Below are 17761 nucleotides of genomic sequence, written 5' to 3'. Positions count from 1 at the left end.
GAAGGACGGAACCATGTTTCTCTTGAACCCCCTGAACCTGCTGCTTGACGGCCGCCGCGCGGAAGACGGACGCGCCCAGGAAGACGCTGCCCGGGACGTGTTCCCTGCCGGGCAGCTGACGTCGGCCGCCTGGGAGGGCTGGTGGCACGAAGAGGCCGCGTAGCGGCCTTCGCCGTCAGTGCAGCAACCCGGTTTCCGCCATGAGCTCCGTCAGCCACGGCCGGTGCTCACGGTGGAAGGTGATTCCCTCCGGCAGTCCCTGGACGGTGGGTTCGGAACCGACAATGTCAATGGTCATCCGGCTCCCGGCGATCGGCGCGTTGGTCAGGTGCACGTCACCGTAGGATTCCGGCAGCACGGGATCCATCCAAAAGCCCCCGCGTGACACGTGCGCGTCATAGCGCATGAGGCTGGTGATCAGCATGATCGGGGTGGTGGCAGCCCAGGCCTGCGGCGAACAAGCGGTGGGATAGGGGACGGGCTCGGTAACCTGCTCCCGGCTGAAACCGCAAAAGAGCTCCGGCAGCCGGCCGTTGGAAAAATCAGCGGCCTCCAGCAATGCGGTGGAGATCCGCTGTGCCTCCTCGACGAACCCATAGCGCAGCAGGCCCGCTGCAATAATGGCATTGTCGTGGGGCCACACCGAGCCGTTGTGGTAACTGGCCGGGTTGTAGGCGCCCATGTCGGTGCCCAGGGTCCGGACGCCCCAGCCGCTGAACATCTCCGGCGACATGAGCCGCTCCGCAACCGCGGACACCTTGTCGTCGTCGACGATGCCATGCCACAGGCATTGCCCCATGTTGGAGGCGCAGGCGTCGACCGGCCTCTTGTCGCGGTCCAGGGCGACGGCGAAATACCCCCGCTCCGGCAGCCAGAATTCCTCGTTGAACTTCTTCTTCAGCCGCCCTGCCTCATCGGTGAGCTGCGCCGCCAGCGGTGCGTCCCCGGCGTCGTACGCCATCCACGCGCGGGACAGCAGCGCGCTGTAGACCAAAGCCTGTACTTCACACAGCGCAATCGGCGGCTTGGCTATCGTTCCGTCGGCGAAATTGATCCCGTCCCAGGAATCCTTCCAGCCCTGGTTGATCAGGCCCTGGTCGTTCAGGCGGGAGTACTCGACGAACCCGTCCCCGTCCTTGTCGCCAAACTCCCGGACCCAGTCCAGGGCCCGGTCGGCGTGGGGGAGCAGGGCAGCGATGGTGTCCTTGGCGAAACCCCAGCGGCTGACGGACCCGAGGGCCATGACGAACTGTGGAGTGGCGTCCACGCTGCCGTAGTACACCGATTTCCCGCCCAGGGCCAGGCCGCTGGAGACGCCGAGCCGGACTTCGTGCAGGATCTTCCCGGGTTCCTCCTCGCTCATCGGGTCCACCACTTTGCCCTGCCGGTCCGCCAGCGTCTGCAGCGTGCCCAGCGCCAGGGAGGGATCCACGGGGAGGGCCATTTCCGAGGCCCAGAGCGAATCGCGGCCGAACAGGGTCATGAACCACGGCGCGCCTGCGGCCACCACGATCCGCTCCGGATGGGCAGGATCCTGGATGCGGAGCGCGCCCAGGTCGTCATAGCTGCGCCGCAGCGTCCTTTCGATCGAGCGGTTGCCCATGTGGAGTTTGGGGATCTTCGCCACCCATTCCTTCCGGCGGCGGTCGCTGGGCGACATGTCGGGTGCAATGGGATGGCGGTGCTCCGGAGCAGGGGCCGGTTGATCACCGCTGACGGGGATCACGCTCAGTTGCGTGCTCCACTGCCCGTGCGCCGGGACCAGCGCCTGGTACGTCAGGACGTCGGGGGTGGAGGCGGCGCCCTCCCCGTGCACGACCACCCGTTTGAGGACATCGTGCCAGACGGCGCTGATGGTCAATGAGTCCCCGTGGTTGCTGCGGGATTCCTCCCAGGTTCTTTGGACCCGGGCCTCTTTCACCTCAAAGAGATCGGCGAAATCGGATTCAGCCCGGACCGATACAGTGCATTCGGCGGGCTGTGAGGAATAGTTCCGGATGGTGACCCCCTCCAGGACCCCGGCGGCAATCTCCCGCAGGCGTTCCACCACCAGGGGGCTGTCAGCGTATCCGTCCGAGCGGGGGACCCGGCCGATGAACAGGGCACGGTATGGCTCCTTCACTTCCGCCGCCAGCGGCTCGAGCGCCATGCCGTTGACCCTCAAGTCCCAGCGGGAGAGGATGCGGGTGTCTTCATGGAAGACGCCGTGGGGATGGTCGGGATGGATATCCCCGTTGGCGAGGGAAATGCAGAAGCACGAACCCTCCACGAGCGTGATGTTTCCGGCTCCGACAGGTCCGGCAGCAGTGTCGGCATTCCAACCAGCCATCCCCGTTCCTCCATCCTTGGGCGTTCCCGCGGCCGGCGGGTCCGGGCTGGGGAAGCGCCGCGGTATCCCGCTCAATCAACGCTACGCCGTTGGCCGCCGCGGTGTAAGGGTGCCGGACTCCCCGCAGCCGTTCCGGGCGCTCAGCCCCTCGCGGCGATGAAGCGCGCCACCGTACCGGCCAGCGAGGCACCGGTTTCCTCCGCGGACCGCTTTTGCCCTGCCACCGCAAAGGAATGGTCTCCGCCTTCCACCCACTCCAGCACCGCGGACGGGCCAATCCGGGAGACAACGTCCGCGAGGATCTCCCCTGTGGCGAACGTGTCCCTGGTTCCCTGCAGGAACAGCATGGGCGCGGTGATCCCGTACAGGTGTTCATCACGGAGCTTCTCCGGCTTCCCTGGCGGGTGGAGGGGGTAGCCGAGGTACACCAGTCCGGCGGCCTCCATTCCTTCCGCCACTGCCATGGACGCCATCCTGCCGCCAAAGGATTTGCCCGCCGCCCACAGCGGCCCGTTGTCGCCGTGGGCGGCGGCCTGCGCAGCGGCGGCGGCCATCACGGCGCGCCAGGTGGCGACCGCCAGAGGTGGCCGGTCGGGGAACTTGCGTCCCGCCTCCCGGTAGGGGAAGTTGAAACGGAGGGTGGCCACGCCGAGGTTATTAAGGGCATCGGTGAATCCGCGCATGAACGGGTGTTCCATTCCGGCCCCTGCCCCGTGGGCGAGCACCAACGTTGCCGTGGGCTGGTCGGGGCGTGCGTAGACGGCGGACACCGCCGTGTCGGCCACGGTGATGGAGAGCTGCTGTTCGGGCGCGGGCATGGGTCCATCATGCCGGAATGCCCGGCCATTCGGCGGCCCGTTCACCGACCCTTTCCGCGGCTGGGTGTACGTTGTCCCCATGGCGAGTGAACAGACCACCATCACGGTGCCGGGTCCGCACGGCGCGCGCGAGATGCGCATTTCCAGTCCCAGCCGCGTCCTCTGGCCGGAGCCCGGCATCACCAAGCTGGACCTGGTCAACTACATCTGCGCGGTGGGGGAGGCCTTCATCGCCGCGAACGGGGACCGGCCTGTGGCGCTGCAGCGGTTTTCCGGCAACATCGACGGTGAGCAGTTCTTTTCGAAGAATCCGCCCAAGGGGACCCCGGACTTCATCCGGTCCGTCAAAGTGGTGTACCCGAGCGCGCGGTCCCACCCGCAACTGGTCCTCGACGAGCCCGCCGCCGCCGTGTGGGCCGTCCAGATGAACACCGTGGTGTTCCACCCCTGGCCGTCCCGGGCGGAAAACACCGACAACCCCGACCAGCTGCGCATCGACCTTGACCCGCAGCCCGGAACCGACTTCGACGACGCCGTCCCGGCCGCCCTGGTGCTGAAGGAGGTCCTGGCCGAGGCCGGGCTCACCTGCTTCATCAAGACGTCCGGCAACCGCGGCCTGCACGTCTACGCGCCCATCGAACCGACCCGCGAATTCCTGGAAGTCCGCCACGCCGTCATCGCCGCTGCCCGGGAAGTGGAACGCCGCATCCCGGACCAGGTGACCACCGCCTGGTGGAAGGAGGAAAGGGGCCGGCGCGTGTTCCTGGACTTCAACCAGGCCAACCGGGACCGGACCATCGCCGGCGCTTACAGCCCCCGGGCCCTCCCGCACGCCCCTGTGTCCTGCCCTATCACCTGGGACGAACTGGAACACGCGGATCCGAAGAACTTCACCATCCTCACCGTCCCGGAACGGCTGAAGACCGTGGGCGACCCCTGGGCGGGCTTCGGTGCCGAACCCGGAACCATTGACACCCTCCTCGGGTGGTGGGAACGCGACTGCAAGGCCGGCTTGGGCGAAATGCCCTTCCCGCCCGACTACCCCAAGATGCCGGGCGAGCCGCCGCGGGTCCAGCCCAGCAGGGCGCGCAAGCAGGACTGAGCCTTGACGCCGTAAAGGGGCACTTTGGCACGGACACGCCGTCCGCCGTCGTAAGTTACGACGGCGGGTGGCGGCAAAGTGCCCGCGAGGGCTGCCGGCCGGGCTGGCGTCTATTCGAACCTCGACGGATCGCCCATGCCGCGCCGGACGACCTCGGCCACTCCGCTGGAGAAGTCCACCACCGTGGTGGGCTCGGCCCCGCAGTCCCCGGCATCGATCACGGCGTCCACCTGGTGGTCCAGCCGCTCCTTGATGTCCCAGCCGACCGTCATCGGCTCCTCCTCGTCCGGCAGCAGCAGCGTGCTGGACAGCAGCGGTTCGCCCAATTCGTCGAGCAGCGCCTGGACGACCCGGTTGTCGGGAATGCGCACGCCCACCGTCTTCTTTTTGGGATGGAGCAGCCGCTTGGGAACCTCCCTGGTGGCCGGGAGGATAAAGGTATAACTGCCCGGCGTGACGGCCTTGATACTGCGGAAGACGTCATTGCCGATGTTCACGAACTGTCCCAGCTGCGCAAAGTCGCGGCAGACCAGCGTGAAGTGGTGCTTGTCATCAAGGTGCCGGATACTCCTGATCCGGTCCAGGGCCTCCCGGTTGCCCATCTGTGCGCCCAGGGCGTAGCAGGAGTCGGTGGGGTAGGCGATGAGGCCGCCGTCGCGGAGTATTTTCACGGCCTGCGCGATGGCGCGCGGCTGGGGGTCCTCTGGATGAACATCAAAGTATCTGGCCATGACCTCGAGCCTACGTTCCCTCCGGCTTTGCTGCATGAGGACTGGCCGGGGGGAGTTTGCCCCCTACCGGCTGCCGAAGGCATGGGGCAGGATGTTGTCTGCCCCAGTTCCCAGCCCATGTGAAGGAGATTCCGTCATGCCGACCATCCTTAACCCCTACCTGAGCTTCCGGGACAATGCCCGGGAAGCGATGAACTTCTACCAGTCCGTGTTCGGTGGCGAGCTCACCATGAGCACCTTCGGCGACTTCCAGGCCAGTGACGATCCCGCGGAGTCGGAAAAGATCATGCATGGCATGCTGACCACCACCAAAGGCATGGTGCTGATGGGAGCGGATACCCCCAACAACATGGAGTACCACCCGGGCTCATCCATCTCCGTTTCCCTCAGCGGCGACGATGAAGTGGAGCTTCGTGGCTACTACGAAAAGCTCAGCGGCGACGGCGGAGCGGTGACCGTCCCCATGGAGAAGGCCCCGTGGGGGGATGTCTTTGGCATGTGCACGGACCGCTTCGGCGTAGCCTGGCTGGTCAACGTCAGCAGCGGGCAGGCGGCAACAGGCGCACCCTGACACGTGAAAGGTGCGGCCAGGGTCCGGCCCCGGGTGCCTTGGCCGCACCGCTGAAACCTGCCGCGCAACCTTGAGGCCACCGCTGCGTGCTGCGAGGATTAAGGGGTGAGGTCCATCCTGGAGTTCCTGGCGGACAAGTGGTGGCTGGTATTTCCGTTAAGTGCGCTGGCCGGCCGCTGGACCCATGGCTTGCGGCGCGCCGGCGAACGCCGGCACCAACGCCGGGTCGAGCTGTACAAGCTCAGGAACGAAGCCCGGGAGGCAGAAGAGGCTTCCGTGGCCGGGGTGCAGTCCCTGATGGCGACCCACGACGCCACCAACCGCCGCTGGCTCGACTACGAGCTTGACGTCGGCAGGCTCATCGACTTTCCGATGATGACGGATGTGCGGGAACCGCTCACGGTGGCCTTCCTCCGCGCCAAAAGGGAAGCCGATGGCTTGCGGCCGGCCGCTGCAGCGGACCTGGTGCAGGGACCGGGACTAGACGCCTACCGGGAGGCCGTGAACAACTTCGCACTGGCGCTCGACGTGGCCGAGCGGGAAGCCCGCCGGATCAGGGACAGCCGGTTCAGCGGACCGGAACGCCAACGGCTTGCCACAGCGCGGAAGCTGCTCATGATCGCCGAGAACGAGGCCGCAACCCCGGCCGAACGCCAGTCCGCCTACAAACGGGCCCGCCGTGAGCTGGACGGCCTCATCGTCCTGCCGGACGTGACGCTCGCTGCCCTGGAGAAAAACATCGCGCCCCAGCTGGACAGTGGTCCCAAGCTCGACGGTGGTCCCCGGTTGGACAGTGGGCCCCGGCCGCCGCAGCTGCACCAGGGCTGAAACCCAGGCAGGCGCGCCGTGAACCGCACGCTCTACCTCGACGTCGACGGCGTCATCTGCCCCTTCGGTCCCACCGGACCCACAGCATGGGGCTCCACCTGGCGGCGGGCCGACGCCGGCCTGCTGCCTGTCGCTTTCGCCGCCGAGCTGGTTGCGGGTCTGAACACGCTCGCCCGCACACCGGGGCTGCGGTGCGTCTGGCTCACCAGCTGGGAGGAACTGGCACCGCAATACCTGTGCCCCGCCGTCGGCCTGGACGGAAGCCACTGGCCCTTCCTGGCCGCGGACGGCACAGCCGGCGGCAACGGCTGGTGGAAGCTGTCCGCCATCCAGGACGACGTTGAGGAAACCCGCCCCGACGCCGTGGCCTGGATCGATGACCAGCTGGCATTCGAAGGCGAAGCGCAGCGCTGGGCGAGGTTCCTGGGCCGGGGCATCCTCACGGTCTCGCCGGATCCGAGGCAGGGGATATCACCCACGGAACTGGCCCGGGTGGCGGACTTCCTGGCCGGGCCGTTGTTTTGACCTCATGCCCCGGACGCGTACGATCGATAAGGTTTCCCGCCGCTCGGCCGCCACCGCAATCCATTCCCGGTAAACAGCTGGTGAATTATGATGTGCAAGGCAGCCTGGCAGGAGAAACTGCTGAACCTCGACTCTGCAGATTGGGCAACAGGTGGATATCACCTTCATGGTGGCGCTGGTCATCGCACTGGCACTATTTTTCGACTTCACGAACGGGTTCCACGACACCGCCAACGCCATGGCCACGCCCATCGCGACGGGTGCCATCAAGCCCAAGACGGCTGTGGCACTGGCAGCAGTACTGAACCTGGTGGGTGCCTTCCTGTCCACCGAGGTGGCCAAGACGGTGTCCGGCGGGATCATCCGTGAAGGGTCCGGCGGGGTGCAGATCACTCCGGAAATCATCTTCGCGGGCCTGATGGGTGCCGTGCTGTGGAACATGATCACCTGGCTCAAGGGGCTGCCGTCCAGTTCTTCGCACGCCCTCTTCGGCGGCCTCATCGGCGCGGCAGTGGTTGGCGCGGGATTCAGCTCCGTTAACCTGGAAACCTTGCTCCAGAAGGTCATCCTTCCCGCCGTCTTCGCCCCGGTCATTGCCGGCCTCGCCGCCTATGCGTGCACCCGCCTCGCCTATGCCCTCACGGCGCGCCACGACCCCGAGACGGGATCCAAACTCACCCAGAAGCGCGGCGGCTTCCGCACCGGCCAGATCTTCACCTCCAGCCTCGTGGCCCTTGCGCACGGAACCAATGACGCCCAGAAGACAATGGGTATCATCACGCTGGTCCTGATCGCTGCGGGAAGCCAGGCCCCCGGTTCCGGTCCCCAGCTGTGGGTCATCGCCGCTTGCGCACTGGCCATCGCCATCGGCACGTACGCCGGCGGGTGGCGCATCATCCGCACCATGGGTTCCGGCCTGACTGAAGTCAAGCCCGCCCAGGGCTTTGCTGCCGAGACCAGCACTGCCTCCGCCATCCTTGCTTCCTCGCACCTCGGCTTCGCACTGTCCACCACCCAGGTGGCCTCCGGCTCCGTGATCGGGTCCGGCATGGGACGCCGCGGCACCACCGTCCGCTGGGCCATGGTGGGCAAGATCGCGCTGGGATGGCTGTTCACCCTGCCCGCGGCCGCCATCGTCGGCGCCCTGACGGCACTGCTGGTGAAGACCGGCGTCGTCGGCGTGCTCATCGCCGCGGTCGCCGGGAGCGGGGCCGTGCTGTTCATGTTCTTCTACTCACGCAAGTCCGCCGTGAGCCACCACAACGCCGTCGAGGTCGAGGAAGCGGGCCAGGCCGTCCGGTTCGCCAAAAAGAAGGCCATGGCACGCGCACGCGCCAAGGCCAAGGCAAAAGCCAAGGCGGAGGCCGACGCCGCTGCCAACAACCCCCAGGCCGCGGCTGATGCTCCCACGGCCGCCGCCAGCAACCCCAAGGAGAGTCAGCGATGAAGTGGTTGGAACTCCTGACCGTTGGTGCCGCAACGCTCGTGTCAGCCGCCGTCGTGGTGACCCTCTACTCGCTCGGCGTCCGGCTGACCGCCATCGCCGGCGATGCCGACCAGCCTTCACCCGGTACCAAGCGGGCCCTGGCCTACGCCTGCTTCGGGCTGTGCGGCCTGGCCGTCCTCTTCGGGCTGTACCTGATCATCCCGTACTTTTCGAAGTAGCGCCGGGCTGCACCGCGGTGCTGGGCAGCGCGGCGGCGTTTGGCTAGGCTGGGCGCATGCCGCGCATCCAGTACTTCGTCGCTGCGTCCCTGGACGGCTTTATTGCCACGCCCACGGACGATCTTGGCTGGCTCCTGCAGTTCGACGGGTTCGAAGGCGGCGCCGAGAGCTACAACGCCTTCCTGGCCGATGTGGGATGCATCGTCATGGGCGGAGAGACCTTCGCCTGGCTCATGCAGCATGAACCGGGCAGGTGGCCGTACAGCGGAACACCCAGCTACGTCTTCACCCGGCATGAACACCGCGCACCTGAGGGCGCCGACATCACCTTTGTCCGCGGAGACGTGCGTGAGTTCATCGGCGATCTGCGGCGGGACGCCCAGGGCAGGAACATCTGGCTGGTGGGCGGCGGAAACCTCGCAGCCCAGTTCGCCGACGCCGGCCTCCTGGACGAGATCATCCTTTCGGTCATCCCCGTGGTGCTGGGGGATGGCAAGCGGCTGCTGCCGCTGAAGGGCCCGACGCCGCCACTTGAACTGGCCGCTTCCCGCACCCTGGGCAGGGGCGTGGTTGAGTTGCGGTACCTGCTGCCGGCAGGAACCGCAGCGCCGGAGTGACAGGCGCCGGCGCAGCGCTGCCCTCGGTCAGCGCGCGTCGTCCCTGAGCATGTTCGTGATCCGGGCGGTGGAAAGCCGCCGCCCCTGGTCATCGGTCATGACGATCTCGTGGGTGGCCAGTGTCCGGCCGAGATGGACCGCCGTGCAGGTGCCTGTCACCAGGCCACCGGTGATGGACCGGTGGTGGGTGGCGTTGACTTCGATGCCGACGGCATGGCGTCCCGGGCCGGCATGCATGCCCGCCGAAAAGGAACCGAGGGTCTCGGCCAGCACCACGTGCGCACCGCCGTGCAGGATCCCGGCCACCTGGGTGTTGCCCTCCACCGGCATGGTGGCCACGCTCCGTTCCGGGCTCATTTCAAGGAAACGGATCCCCATCTTCACGACGAGGGCGCCGATGCCGAACCGTCCCAGCCAGTCGTGCAGATGGTCCGGAATTCCGGCGGCCGCCAGCTCCTCGGCGAAAGCGCCCGGCGTGAAATTGTCAGTCATGCCAACTAGGCTGGCACCTGTGAGTGAAACAACCAAACCGGCCCCTTTCCCGTCCCAGGCAATCGACGGGGAGGCCACGGCCCAGGACACGTCCTCCGCCCGCAGGCCCGCTGCCCGCGCCGCAAAGCCCGCTGATGTTCGGTCTGTTTCTGCTACCGAAGCGCCAGTCATTCCCATCACCGACCAGCCCCGCCTGCTGGTGCTTGACGGCCACTCCATGGCGTTCCGTGCCTTCTTCGCCCTCCCGGCGGACAAGTTCTCCACCTCCAACGGCCAGCACACCAACGCCATCCACGGCTTCACGTCCATGCTGATCAACCTCATCAAGGAACAGCAGCCTACGCACATCGCGGTCGCCTTCGATGTCTCGGACGAATCAACCCACCGGAAGACGGAGTACAGCGAATACAAGGGTGGCCGGAACGAAACCCCGCGCGAGATGAGCGGGCAGATCGACCTCATCGCCCAGGTGATGGAGGCCTGGGGCATCAAGACCATCAAGATGCCCGGATACGAGGCCGATGACATCCTCGCCACGCTCGCCACCATGGGCGAGAAGGCAGGGTTCGAGGTCCTCCTGGTCTCCGGCGACCGGGACGCTTTCCAGCTCGTCACAGACAACGTCTTCGTGCTCTACCCGAAGAAGGGCGTCAGCGACATCCCCCGGATGGACGCCGCCGCCATCGAAGCAAAGTATTTCGTCAGCCCCGGCCGCTACTCCGACCTCGCTGCCCTTGTGGGGGAAACCGCTGACAACCTCCCCGGCGTCCCGGGCGTCGGACCCAAGACCGCGGCCAAGTGGATCAACCTCTACGGCGGGCTTGAAGGCGTCCTGGAACACCTGGACTCCATCGGCGGAAAGGTGGGCGATGCCCTCCGCGAGAACATCGAGAACGTCAAGCGCAACCGCCGCCTGAACCAGCTCCACACCGACCTCGAGCTCCCCGTCACCCTGGACGACCTCTACCAGCCCCGGCCGGACCAGGCAGCCCTGGAGGACCTGTTCGACCAGCTCGAATTCAAGACCATCCGCAGCCGCCTGTTCGCCCTCTACGGCGACGCCGACACCCCCGCCGCGGAACGGGAAAGCATTGAAGCGCCCCCGTACACCACGCCGTCGGACGCCGCGGAACTGGACGCGTTCCTGGCCGCCGGCGCCGGGCAGCGGTCCGCCCTCGCCGTCGACCTCGTGCCCGGCCGCATCGGCGAGGACGCGGCCGCCCTGGCTATCGTCCGTGGCGATGCCGCCGTGTACCTCGACCTTGCCGGCCTTGACGCCGGGACCGAGAATGTCCTGGCCGGCTGGCTGCGTGATCCCGAGGCGCCCAAGGTGCTGCACGGGTTCAAGGCCGCGCTGAAGGCGCTGACGGCACGCGGCCTCGAGCTGGAAGGCGTGGTGGACGACACCTCGATCTCCGGGTACCTCATCCAGCCGGACCGCCGCACCTACGAACTGGCCGAACTGGCCCAGCACCACCTCAACGTGGGCATCCCGGCCGCCACTGCCAAGGCCGGCCAGCTGGAACTTTCGTTCGACGGGGACGACGCCGCGGCTGCCGACGCGCTCGTCCAGGCCGCTGCCGTCGTGCAGGCCCTCAGCCGGTATTTCGAGGACGAGCTGAAGGAACGCAAGGCGGAGGAGCTCCTGTCCACCCTGGAACTGCCCGTCAGCCGCGTCCTGGCGGACATGGAACTCGCCGGCATCGCCATCGACATGGACCGCATGGACGAACAGCTTGCCGACCTCGCCAGGGTCATCGACCAGGCCCAGGAGCAGGCCTTCGCGGCCATTGGACATGAGGTCAACCTTGGTTCGCCCAAGCAGCTGCAGACCGTCCTGTTCGATGAACTGCAGCTCCCCAAGACCAAGAAGATCAAGTCCGGCTACACCACCGACGCCGCGTCACTGAAGAACCTCCTGGAGAAGACCGGGCACGAATTCCTGGTGCAGCTCATGGCGCACCGCGAAGCGGCCAAGCTCCGCCAGATGCTCGAGTCGCTGAAGAAGTCGGTGGCCGAGGACGGCCGGATCCACACCACGTACGCCCAGAACGTGGCCGCCACGGGCCGGATCTCGTCCAACAACCCCAACCTGCAGAACATCCCCATCCGCAGTGAGGAAGGCCGCAGGGTCCGTGGGATCTTCGTGGTCAGCGACGGCTACGAATGCCTGCTGTCTGCCGACTACTCGCAGATCGAGATGCGCATCATGGCCCACCTCTCCGGCGACCAGGGCCTGATCCAGGCCTATAAGGACGGCGAGGACCTGCACCGCTTCGTCGGCTCGAACATCTTCCACGTCCCCACCGACCAGGTCACCAGTGCCATGCGCTCCAAGGTGAAGGCGATGTCCTACGGCCTTGCCTACGGGCTGACCTCCTTCGGGCTGTCCAAGCAGCTGGAAATTTCCGTGGACGAGGCCCGGACGCTCATGAAGGACTACTTCGACCGTTTCGGTGCCGTGCGGGACTACCTGCGCGGAGTAGTGGACCAGGCCCGGGTGGACGGATACACCGCCACCATTGAAGGCCGGCGCCGCTACCTGCCGGACCTCACCAGCACAGACCGCCAGCTGCGCGAGAACGCCGAGCGGATCGCCCTCAACAGCCCTATCCAGGGCTCTGCCGCGGACATCATCAAGCGCGCCATGCTCGGTGTCCACGCCGAACTGCAGGCGCAGGGGCTGAAGTCGCGGATGCTGCTGCAGGTCCATGACGAACTGGTCCTGGAAGTGGCTGCGGGGGAGCGGGCCGCCGTCGAGAAGCTGGTCACCGAGCAAATGGCCGCCGCTGCGGACCTGAGCGTGCCGCTGGAAGTCCAGATCGGCGTCGGACCCAGCTGGTACGACGCCGGCCACTAGGCCGGAGGGGGTCCAAGCCGCTCTCCGACACGTTTTTGCTGGTCATGCGCCGGATTCATTACTACGCTCGGACAAATGGGTGATCTGAGCGGAAACTACGAAATCCGGCGCTTTCCCGCCGTGTCCAAAGGCAAGGACGGTTACGCGGAGGCCGAAACGTGGGCCCGGGCCGTGGGATTCGGTTTCCATGAATCCACCCGCACGCCCGACCACGTGGAGCGTTCCCTCGCCACCTACGAAACGGACGGCCGGATCTTCACCGGCGCGTACCAGACCGGACCTGTGGCGGCATCGTCCCTGCCGGCCGACGTACCGGTAGCCACCTTCGGCACCATGCGGAAGAGCCTGAACATCGGCTTCGGCCGGATGGTCGAAGCCCAGCTCGTCACCGCGGTGACGGTCCGCACGTCCCACCGCCGGCGCGGCCTGCTCCGCCGCATGATGACCGAGGACCTCCAGCTCGCGAAGAAGGACGGCATCGCCGTGGCAGCACTCACCGCGTCCGAAGGAACCATTTACGGGCGCTTCGGGTACGGCGTGGCCAGCCTCGAGCGCGCCGTGAAGGTGGACACCACGGCGCGGTTCAACCTGCGGCACCAGGCCACCGGCACGGTCGAGGTGGCAGACCCGAAGGTCCTGCTCGAGGTGGCGCCCGCAGTCTTCAGCCGGGTCCACCGCCACACGCCCGGCTCCATCGACCGGCAGGAATGGTACCGGCAGCTCGCGTCGGGGTCGCTCGCGCGGGACGGCAAGGAAGATCCCGCAGTCAAGGTGGCACTGCACTATGGGCCGGACGGCGGGATCGACGGCTACGTCTCCTACAAGTTCCTCGGCTGGGACACCGAGCCGGCCACCGTTGAAGTGGTGGACCTCGTTGCCGCCACCGACCACGCCTACCTGGAGCTCTGGCAATACCTGGCCGCCATCGACCTCGTGGAACGCGTTTCCTGGAACGAGGCGCCGGTGGACGATCCCCTCGCATGGGCGTTGGCGGACGCGCGCTGCATCGAAGCGTCGGACAGCCGGGACATGCTCTGGCTCCGGCTCCTGGACATTCCGCAGGCCCTGGCAGCCCGGCACTACCCGGCCGACGGGCGGCTGGTCCTGGAGGTGGGGGACCCGCTGGGCCTCACCGCTGGAACTTTCGCCCTGGACGTCAAGGGCGGCCAGGCCGCCGTCGAACACGTTGCCGACGGCACAGGTGCGGACCTGGTACTCGACGTCTCCGCCCTCTCCTCCATCTACCTGGGCGGCGTCTGTCCCGTGACCCTGAAGGCGGCCGGCACGATCAGCGAGGCAACGCCCGGCGCTGTCCTCAGCGCCCGGCAGATGTTCGCCGTCGAGCGGGCGACGCACTGCCTCACGCACTTCTAGGGGATGGGCTGAGCACCGCTTTTGACCCGTGTTGGCGGCAGCGACTAGAATAAACGGGCGTGTACCACGTGCACGTTCTGCAGTATCTGTAACAGCAATCCACAAAATCAGGATGACCCGGAGGATCCATTCGGATTCACCGTACATTGCGCCTGCGTTCCATGACGCGGGCGCGCCGGTTTGCCTGACCGACTAACTATCCACAACGGAGCCCCTACTACATGACCATCACCTCCACCGAGAAGCCCGGTACCCCGCAGGTCGCCATTAACGACATCGGTACCGCTGAGGACTTCCTCGCAGCAGTCGACGCGACCATCAAGTACTTCAACGACGGAGACCTCGTCGAAGGTACCGTCGTCAAGGTCGACCGCGATGAAGTCCTGCTCGACATCGGTTACAAGACCGAAGGTGTCATCCCCTCCCGCGAGCTCTCCATCAAGCACGACGTTGATCCCGGAGACGTTGTCTCCGTCGGCGATCAGGTCGAAGCCCTGGTGCTCACCAAGGAAGACAAAGAAGGCCGCCTGATCCTCTCCAAGAAGCGTGCTCAGTACGAGCGTGCCTGGGGCGACATCGAGAAGGTCAAGGAAGAAGACGGTGTTGTCACCGGTACCGTCATCGAGGTCGTCAAGGGTGGTCTTATCCTCGACATCGGCCTGCGCGGCTTCCTGCCCGCATCCCTCGTCGAGATGCGCCGTGTGCGCGACCTGGCTCCGTACATCGGCCAGCAGATCGAAGCCAAGATCATCGAACTGGACAAGAACCGCAACAACGTTGTGCTGTCCCGCCGTGCATGGCTCGAGCAGACCCAGTCCGAGGTCCGCTCCACCTTCCTCAACAAGCTGGAAAAGGGCCAGGTCCGTCCCGGCGTCGTTTCCTCCATCGTCAACTTCGGTGCCTTCGTGGACCTGGGCGGCGTAGACGGCCTGGTGCACGTTTCCGAGCTGTCCTGGAAGCACATCGACCACCCGTCCGAGGTTGTCGAGGTTGGCCAGGAAGTCACCGTCGAGGTCCTCGAGGTCGACCTGGACCGCGAGCGCGTCTCGCTGTCGCTCAAGGCTACGCAGGAAGACCCGTGGCAGACCTTCGCCCGCACCCACGCCCTCGGCCAGGTTGTTCCGGGTAAGGTCACCAAGCTCGTTCCGTTCGGTGCGTTCGTCCGCGTCGAAGACGGTATCGAAGGCCTGGTCCACATCTCCGAGCTCGCCGTGCGCCACGTTGAGCTGGCCGAGCAGGTTGTCTCCGTTGGCGACGAACTGTTCGTTAAGGTCATCGACATCGACCTCGAGCGCCGCCGCATCTCGCTGTCCCTCAAGCAGGCCAACGAGGGTGTCGACGCCGACAGCACCGAATTCGATCCCGCCCTGTACGGCATGGCCGCAGAGTACGACGAAGAGGGCAACTACAAGTACCCCGAGGGCTTCGACCCCGAGTCCAACGAATGGCTCGAGGGCTACGAAGCTCAGCGCGCCGCATGGGAGCAGCAGTACGCTGACGCCCAGGCACGTTGGGAAGCACACAAGAAGCAGGTTGCCCAGCACGCTGCCGACGACGCCGCTGCGGCAACGTCCGGCGACAGCGAGTCCGGCGCCACCAGCTACTCCTCCGAGCCTGCTGCCACCGACTCCGGTGCCGGCACCCTGGCCTCGGACGAGGCGCTTGCTGCCCTGCGCGAGAAGCTGACCGGCAACTAATTGCCACCGGCCCGGACCTTCCGGGTTGAAGCATCAGACCCCCTGCCTTACCGGCAGGGGGTCTGATTGCTTTAAGGCGGCTTCCCGGCGACGCAAAGGCGTGAATTATGCCGGTCGAGGGCTAAAGGGTCCGCGGATTCCCAGAACCGGCGGCCTTCAGGCAGCGCAAAAGTCACGCATTCCGGTCTGCGCGGGTTAAAGCTCGACGACGGCGAGGACCGTCCCGTCGTCGTCGGGCGTCAGTACGGCCCCGGCTGCAGCGAGAAGCCGCTGCGCGCTGTGGTTGCCGGCCAAGGTTCGGGCGGTGACCCGGTGCATCCCGGCGCAGCGGGCCTCTGCCAGGAGCAGGTCCAGGGCGGCACTGCCGATGCCGCGGGAGCGGAAGCTCCTGCCGAGCCAGATGCCTGTCTCCGCCGAGTGATTGCCGGAGGCATCACGCTTGAGCCGAACGGAGCCAGCCACGCCGCCGTCGCTGAGCACGGCCCATGACTTCTCGCCGGCAGGGCCGTCAAGTCCTTGGGCAGCGGCCCGGTGGTAGCCGAAGAACCAGGCGGTCCGCTCCAGGTTCCAGCCGGGCCCGCCGAGCGGGGGAGCCACCTCGTCAGGGGAGGCATCGCGTTTGGCCAGGTCGAGCAGCTTCTCCGCGATGTCGTCGTCAACGTCCACCAGGGAGACCTTAGGCGAGGGGTTCATCTATCCACTCCGTTCCTTCGGGCGCCAACGAAGCGCTCCCGGCGGTGAGGACCTGGACGCGTTCGGCGGCAGCCGCAATGGCGCCGGCTTCATCCGCGACGGCGACACGCAGGACAGTGCCCTGGGCGGCGTAGCTCGTCGTTGCCATGGTGAAACCGGCGGCACGCAGGTCGTTTTCCAGCCGTCCCGCCGCGGCATGCGGCACGTCAACGGCGCAGACGCGCAGCCTGCTGCGGCGCACCAGCGGCGCGAGTGACAGCGCGGAGGACACGGACTCGGAGTACGCCCGGACCAGCCCGCCGGCCCCGAGCAGGACGCCGCCGAAGTAGCGCACGACGACGGCACTGACGTCGCTCAAGTCGGCCACCCCGGGGGCCGTCTCCCTTTTGGCGAGCGCCTCGAGCATCGGGATCCCGGCGGTTCCGGAGGGTTCGCCGTCATCGCTGGAGCGCTGGATGCCCCGGTCCGGGCCGATGATGAACGCCGAACAATGGTGCCGTGCGTCATGGAACTCCCGGCGCAGGTCCGCCACGAGGTCCCGGGCCTGGTCCTCGGTGGCCGCCCTCCGAAGGACCGTGATGAACCTGGACCGTTTGATCTCGAGTTCGTGGCGGAAATCCGGACCGGAAGCCAGCGTCGTATAAGCCGTGGCCCTGCTCTCCTGTTCATGCACCCGGCCCAGTCTAGTGCGGCGTCCCGGCCCTATTGGCTTCGGAATACGGCGCAGCATCCGCGTTGGCACACCAGGGCTTAGGGCCCATGACAGGGAAGGGACGCGGTCCAGAGAATTGATTCATGTCATTGTCACTGGATAGGAACCGTCTCCCTGTGCCCGTAGTGGCCGCCGCCTTGGCAGCGGCGGGTTTCTTCTTCCGGCGGTTCTACTTGCGGTGGGGTGCCACGGATCCCGAACCGAACGGTCCCCTGCCGGGAGATGACTTCCTGCCTGCCGCTGACCTGCAGGCAACACGGGCAATTTCCATCAATGCCCCGGCGTCGGCAGCCTGGCCCTGGCTGGCGCAGATGGGCCAGCGCCGCGGCGGGCTGTACAGCTACGACTTCCTGGAAAACCTCGCCGGCCTGGACATCCACAGCGCGGACCGCATCCATCCCGAATGGCAGGACGTTCAGGCGGCGACCGTTTCCACCTGGCTCCGGCTGCGTCCGCAGACCTGGAAGTGGGTTTGGTGGACCCAGGCCGGGCGCTGGTCCTGCGCGTACCACCCGATTCGCCTCCCGGGCCGTTCGACTTCTCCTGGGCGTTCGTCCTGCGGCCACAGCCAGATGGCACCACCCGGCTGCTGGTGCGGGAGCGGTATGCCTACCGTCGGTGGTGGACAGTGTGGATGGTTGAAGTGGTGGAGGTGGCCAGCTTCATCATGTCCCGGCGCATGCTCCAGGGCATCAAAAGCCGTGCCGAGCAAAACGCGCAAGGGCATGAGGGGGCCTAAGGGGGCCA

18 protein-coding genes are annotated in these 17761 nt (G+C 66.7%); 12 read left to right on the top strand and 6 right to left on the bottom strand.

All coding sequences use genetic code 11. The features are described from left to right. Nucleotides 1-13: 13 nt before the first annotated feature. Nucleotides 14-163, top strand: coding sequence for a hypothetical protein (locus tag AC3IMC_RS11940; RefSeq protein WP_490918769.1), 150 nt, complete (start codon nt 14-16; stop codon nt 161-163). Nucleotides 164-175: 12 nt separating this feature from the next. Here AC3IMC_RS11940 and AC3IMC_RS11935 read toward each other — a convergent pair whose 3' ends face one another. After that, on the bottom strand, nt 176-2329 hold the full coding sequence (locus AC3IMC_RS11935) for an amylo-alpha-1,6-glucosidase (RefSeq protein ID WP_490918768.1): 2154 nt from the start codon (nt 2327-2329) through the stop codon (nt 176-178). A 140-nt stretch (nt 2330-2469) separates the two neighbouring features. Next, the gene (locus tag AC3IMC_RS11930) at nt 2470-3147 is read right to left on the bottom strand and encodes an alpha/beta hydrolase family protein (protein WP_490918767.1); all 678 of its coding nucleotides are present in this window, start codon (nt 3145-3147) and stop codon (nt 2470-2472) included. Nucleotides 3148-3226: 79 nt separating this feature from the next. On the opposite strand from AC3IMC_RS11930, the gene ligD reads away from it, so the two are divergent. Next, a complete protein-coding gene (gene ligD / locus AC3IMC_RS11925) occupies nt 3227-4249 on the top strand; it encodes a non-homologous end-joining DNA ligase (RefSeq protein ID WP_490918766.1) in 1023 nt (340 codons plus the stop codon). Between the two features lie 110 nt (nt 4250-4359). On the opposite strand, the gene AC3IMC_RS11920 is transcribed toward ligD, so the two are convergent. After that, on the bottom strand, nt 4360-4980 hold the full coding sequence (locus AC3IMC_RS11920; RefSeq protein ID WP_490918765.1) for an L-threonylcarbamoyladenylate synthase: 621 nt from the start codon (nt 4978-4980) through the stop codon (nt 4360-4362). Between the two features lie 136 nt (nt 4981-5116). On the opposite strand from AC3IMC_RS11920, the gene AC3IMC_RS11915 reads away from it, so the two are divergent. The 6 genes from AC3IMC_RS11915 (at nt 5117) to AC3IMC_RS11890 (ending at nt 9186) form a co-directional block, all read left to right on the top strand. Further along, entirely contained in the window at nt 5117-5551 is a 435-nt protein-coding gene (locus AC3IMC_RS11915; RefSeq protein WP_490918764.1) for a VOC family protein, read from the top strand. 105 nt (nt 5552-5656) lie between these two features. Continuing rightward, nucleotides 5657-6379 (top strand): hypothetical protein, encoded by a 723-nt coding sequence (locus AC3IMC_RS11910; RefSeq protein WP_490918763.1) that lies wholly within the window; start codon nt 5657-5659, stop codon nt 6377-6379. Nucleotides 6380-6397: 18 nt separating this feature from the next. Next, on the top strand, nt 6398-6904 hold the full coding sequence (locus AC3IMC_RS11905; RefSeq protein ID WP_490918762.1) for an HAD domain-containing protein: 507 nt from the start codon (nt 6398-6400) through the stop codon (nt 6902-6904). Between the two features lie 151 nt (nt 6905-7055). Beyond that, nucleotides 7056-8351, top strand: coding sequence for an inorganic phosphate transporter (locus AC3IMC_RS11900; RefSeq protein WP_490918761.1), 1296 nt, complete (start codon nt 7056-7058; stop codon nt 8349-8351). Next, nucleotides 8348-8569 carry a hypothetical protein gene (locus AC3IMC_RS11895; RefSeq protein WP_490918760.1) on the top strand — a complete coding sequence of 74 codons (222 nt, stop codon included), beginning with the start codon at nt 8348-8350 and terminating at the stop codon, nt 8567-8569. Before AC3IMC_RS11900 ends, AC3IMC_RS11895 begins: the two co-directional genes overlap by 4 nt. A 56-nt stretch (nt 8570-8625) precedes the next feature. After that, on the top strand, nt 8626-9186 hold the full coding sequence (locus AC3IMC_RS11890; RefSeq protein WP_490918759.1) for a dihydrofolate reductase family protein: 561 nt from the start codon (nt 8626-8628) through the stop codon (nt 9184-9186). Nucleotides 9187-9213: 27 nt separating this feature from the next. Here the strand turns inward: AC3IMC_RS11890 and AC3IMC_RS11885 are convergent, their stop codons facing one another. After that, nucleotides 9214-9678 carry a hotdog fold thioesterase gene (locus tag AC3IMC_RS11885; RefSeq protein ID WP_490918758.1) on the bottom strand — a complete coding sequence of 155 codons (465 nt, stop codon included), beginning with the start codon at nt 9676-9678 and terminating at the stop codon, nt 9214-9216. Nucleotides 9679-9895: 217 nt separating this feature from the next. On the opposite strand from AC3IMC_RS11885, the gene polA reads away from it, so the two are divergent. From polA to rpsA, 3 genes are all read left to right on the top strand, one after another. Then, a complete protein-coding gene (gene polA / locus AC3IMC_RS11880; protein ID WP_490918914.1) occupies nt 9896-12538 on the top strand; it encodes a DNA polymerase I in 2643 nt (880 codons plus the stop codon). A gap of 75 nt (nt 12539-12613) precedes the next feature. Further along, a complete protein-coding gene (locus AC3IMC_RS11875) occupies nt 12614-13912 on the top strand; it encodes a GNAT family N-acetyltransferase (RefSeq protein WP_490918757.1) in 1299 nt (432 codons plus the stop codon). 221 nt (nt 13913-14133) lie between these two features. Continuing rightward, complete coding sequence (gene rpsA, locus AC3IMC_RS11870) at nt 14134-15609, top strand: 30S ribosomal protein S1 (protein WP_490918756.1); 1476 nt, start codon at nt 14134-14136, stop codon at nt 15607-15609. Nucleotides 15610-15804: 195 nt separating this feature from the next. Here the strand turns inward: rpsA and AC3IMC_RS11865 are convergent, their stop codons facing one another. Beyond that, nucleotides 15805-16302: a GNAT family N-acetyltransferase gene (locus tag AC3IMC_RS11865; RefSeq protein ID WP_490918755.1), complete on the bottom strand. Its 498-nt coding sequence runs from the start codon at nt 16300-16302 to the stop codon at nt 15805-15807. Then, nucleotides 16286-16975, bottom strand: coding sequence for an IMPACT family protein (locus tag AC3IMC_RS11860; RefSeq protein WP_490918754.1), 690 nt, complete (start codon nt 16973-16975; stop codon nt 16286-16288). Before AC3IMC_RS11860 ends, AC3IMC_RS11865 begins: the two co-directional genes overlap by 17 nt. 442 nt (nt 16976-17417) lie before the next feature. Between AC3IMC_RS11860 and AC3IMC_RS11855 the strand changes: the two genes are divergently transcribed. Then, complete coding sequence (locus tag AC3IMC_RS11855) at nt 17418-17753, top strand: hypothetical protein (RefSeq protein ID WP_490918753.1); 336 nt, start codon at nt 17418-17420, stop codon at nt 17751-17753. Nucleotides 17754-17761: the final 8 nt, after the last annotated feature.

This window comes from Arthrobacter sp. E70, assembly GCF_058266945.1.
The sequence above is the reverse complement of the archived record's forward strand: the minus strand, read 5'-3'. Positions and strand labels throughout refer to the sequence as shown.

Coding starts and splice junctions, on each gene's coding strand:
- AC3IMC_RS11940 (WP_490918769.1), top strand. CDS start 14: ATGTTTCTCTTGAACCCCCTGAACCTGCTGCTTGACGGCCGCCGCGCG.
- AC3IMC_RS11935 (WP_490918768.1), bottom strand. CDS start 2,329: ATGGCTGGTTGGAATGCCGACACTGCTGCCGGACCTGTCGGAGCCGGA.
- AC3IMC_RS11930 (WP_490918767.1), bottom strand. CDS start 3,147: ATGCCCGCGCCCGAACAGCAGCTCTCCATCACCGTGGCCGACACGGCG.
- ligD (WP_490918766.1), top strand. CDS start 3,227: ATGGCGAGTGAACAGACCACCATCACGGTGCCGGGTCCGCACGGCGCG.
- AC3IMC_RS11920 (WP_490918765.1), bottom strand. CDS start 4,980: ATGGCCAGATACTTTGATGTTCATCCAGAGGACCCCCAGCCGCGCGCC.
- AC3IMC_RS11915 (WP_490918764.1), top strand. CDS start 5,117: ATGCCGACCATCCTTAACCCCTACCTGAGCTTCCGGGACAATGCCCGG.
- AC3IMC_RS11895 (WP_490918760.1), top strand. CDS start 8,348: ATGAAGTGGTTGGAACTCCTGACCGTTGGTGCCGCAACGCTCGTGTCA.
- AC3IMC_RS11890 (WP_490918759.1), top strand. CDS start 8,626: ATGCCGCGCATCCAGTACTTCGTCGCTGCGTCCCTGGACGGCTTTATT.
- AC3IMC_RS11885 (WP_490918758.1), bottom strand. CDS start 9,678: ATGACTGACAATTTCACGCCGGGCGCTTTCGCCGAGGAGCTGGCGGCC.
- polA (WP_490918914.1), top strand. CDS start 9,896: ATGGCGTTCCGTGCCTTCTTCGCCCTCCCGGCGGACAAGTTCTCCACC.
- AC3IMC_RS11875 (WP_490918757.1), top strand. CDS start 12,614: ATGGGTGATCTGAGCGGAAACTACGAAATCCGGCGCTTTCCCGCCGTG.
- rpsA (WP_490918756.1), top strand. CDS start 14,134: ATGACCATCACCTCCACCGAGAAGCCCGGTACCCCGCAGGTCGCCATT.
- AC3IMC_RS11865 (WP_490918755.1), bottom strand. CDS start 16,302: ATGAACCCCTCGCCTAAGGTCTCCCTGGTGGACGTTGACGACGACATC.
- AC3IMC_RS11855 (WP_490918753.1), top strand. CDS start 17,418: ATGGCAGGACGTTCAGGCGGCGACCGTTTCCACCTGGCTCCGGCTGCG.